This is a genomic window from Pseudomonas sp. P5_B2 (assembly GCF_056400445.1).
The window spans coordinates 1-2,587 of record NZ_JBFULH010000575.1; the positions used below are offsets into that span (position 1 = coordinate 1).

Sequence of the window (2,587 nt, forward strand, 5' to 3'; positions counted from 1 at the left end):
TGCAAGGTGATCTGCGCAGGATCAAGACCGGTGCGTTTCGCGATATCGGCGCGGAACATGTCCGGTGCCTGGTTGGGTAACCAGACCTCCAGAGAGCCGTTCGGGTTGAAGCGTGCCAGCGCAGACGGCGGCTCAAGTTGACCGTGGTTCAGGTACTGGTTGTGATAAGTGGCATCAACTCGGATCTTGGCATTGGCCAGATTCGCGGCAACGTCGCCCTCATTTTCATCGTCGCGGGCAGGCCCTTTTTCGGCTGCCAGTCGTTTGAGAAACGCATCGCTGGAAAAGTCTGCGGGCATCGGCCGCACTTTGCTGTCGGCCGTTGGTTCCTGCCAGTCGACCTGAATCGATTCCACCGCACGTTTTGCGTGCCACCAGCGTTCGGCGACCACTGCCACGGCACCCGGCAGACGATGCACGGAATGCACGCCTTTCATGGCCTTGACCTGGTCTTCGTTGCGCAGGTTGCCCACCGTCATACCCAAGCGAGGTGCATGCTGAACGGCGGCATGCAGCATGTCGTCGACTTTCAGATCGATGCTGTAGAGCGCCTTGCCGGTGGACTTGTCATAGGCATCGATGCGCTTCACGGGCTTGCCGATCCAGCGAAACTGGCGCGGATCACGCAGTTGCACGGTGGCCGGATCGGGAACTGGCAGGTCCATCGCACGCTCGGCCAACTCACCGTACGCCAACGAGCGGCCCGACGCGGCATGCACCACCTTGCCAGGTTCGGTGGTCAATTCGCCCACCGGCACCCCAAGTTTCTCTGCGCCCGCTTGCAACAGCATGGCGCGGGCAAGTGCGCCGAGGCGACGCATCACCGGATAACTCATGCGCACCGACATGCTGCCGCCGGTGATGCGCATGCCGTTGTCCATCACCACATAGGCCTCGCCGGGCGGCGCGGCTTCGACCAGGAAGGTTGCCGGGTCGGCGTCCAACTCTTCACCGACGATCTGCGCCATCGCTGTGAACGTTCCCTGCCCACCTTCCATGAAAGGGCACAGCAGACGCACGCGGTTGTCCGGGCGGATTTCCAGAAACGCGGGGACCTGCGTGCCGCGCTCGGCAGTCGCTGCTGCCGCAGCTTGCACGCGTGTCGCACCGAGCGGCAGGCCGAAGCCGAGGACCAGTGCGCCGACGGCGGTACCGGTCAAAAAACGTCTGCGCGACAAATTGACCGGATCGTGCAGAGCGAACGCTGGTGCCTCCAGGGAAGGATCGATACGTATGTTCATCACACGCTCCCCTTGCCAGCAAGCTCATGCACGGCGGCATGAATCGCGTTGTACRTGCCGCAGCGGCACAGATTGACCATCGCGGCCTCGATCTGCGCGTCACTCGGCTCGGGGTTTTGTTTGAGCAGTGCCGTGGCGGCCATAACCTGCCCGGACTGGCAGTAGCCGCACTGGGCGACCTGAAGATCGACCCAAGTCGCGACGACCCGCTTTCCAACTTCATCGGTCTCGATAGCCTCGATGGTGGTGATCTCCCGGCCGACCACACCGGCCACCGGCATGACGCACGAACGCACCACATTGCCGTCCACCAGCACCGAGCAGGCGCCGCACTGCGCCAGTCCGCAGCCGTACTTGGTACCGGTCATGCCCAGATCATCACGGATCACCCACAGCAAGGGCGTATCGGCGTCGGCATCGACCTGATAGGTCTTCTGGTTGATTCGTAGTTCCATGGTTCACCCGCTTGATCATCGGTTGACGTGCATTGTCATAAGCTGTGAAACGCTGCGAGGCGCACCACCGGTAAAGCTGTTCTGTCGCTCAACTTGCCGCGTTGCCGAGCGCTTCTGCCTCGAGTGGCTGCCCACGCAGCAGCGCAATGTCACGACTGGGTGCGGTACCGAACAGGCGGCCATATTCGCGGCTGAACTGAGAGGGACTTTCATACCCGACAGCGAACGCCGCCCGCGAGACGTCCAGACGCTCCATCAACATGAGCCGACGGGCCTCGTTCAGGCGAAGCCATTTCTGGTACTGCARSGGGCTCATKSCGGTGAGYTGMCGGAAATGATGRTGAAAGGTKGGTGCGCTCATCTGCACCCGSGCCGCMAGCTCATCAATGCGCAGCGCAGCGGTGTAGTTGACCTTGAGCCAGTCGATGGCTTTGGCGATGCGATAACCCTGGCCATCGACGGCAGTGATCTGCCGCAGCCGTGCCCCTTGATCGGTATGCAGCAGCCGGTAGTGGATTTCCCGCAGGATCAGTGGCGCCAGCACCGGGATCGCCTCAGGTTCATCGAGTAATGCCAGCAGGCGATTGAGCGCGCCTTCCAAGGCGGACGACATGTTGCCGATGCCCGCGCCTCTACCCTCGGGTCGATGACGCGTCGTCGGCAAACCACCCTTGGCGATGACCTCGGCGAGCATGCCGACATCCAGTTTCAGTACCAGCCCGACACAGGGCTGTTCGGGACTGGCAATCATCACTTCGGAGTTGGCCGGCAGATCTAGTGAAGTGACCAGAAACCGCGAATGGTCGTAGCTGTAACCCTCACCACCGACCCACAACCGCTTTGCACCACGTCCCACCAGAATCAGGCTCGGCTCAATCATGCATACAGCGG

General features: G+C 61.9%; 3 protein-coding genes. All 3 read right to left on the reverse strand.

Annotated elements, in window-relative coordinates:
- Positions 1–1,241, reverse strand: a 1,241-nt coding sequence (locus AC1DRJ_RS24155; protein WP_477804367.1) for a molybdopterin cofactor-binding domain-containing protein, incomplete at its 3' end; no start/stop codon positions are given.
- Positions 1,241–1,696 carry a (2Fe-2S)-binding protein gene (locus AC1DRJ_RS24160; protein WP_477804368.1) on the reverse strand — a complete coding sequence of 152 codons (456 nt, stop codon included), beginning with the start codon at positions 1,694–1,696 and terminating at the stop codon, positions 1,241–1,243. The genes AC1DRJ_RS24160 and AC1DRJ_RS24155, both read right to left, overlap by 1 nt.
- Before the next feature lie 88 nt (positions 1,697–1,784).
- Positions 1,785–2,587, reverse strand: an 803-nt coding sequence (locus AC1DRJ_RS24165; protein ID WP_477804369.1) for an AraC family transcriptional regulator, incomplete at its 5' end; no start/stop codon positions are given.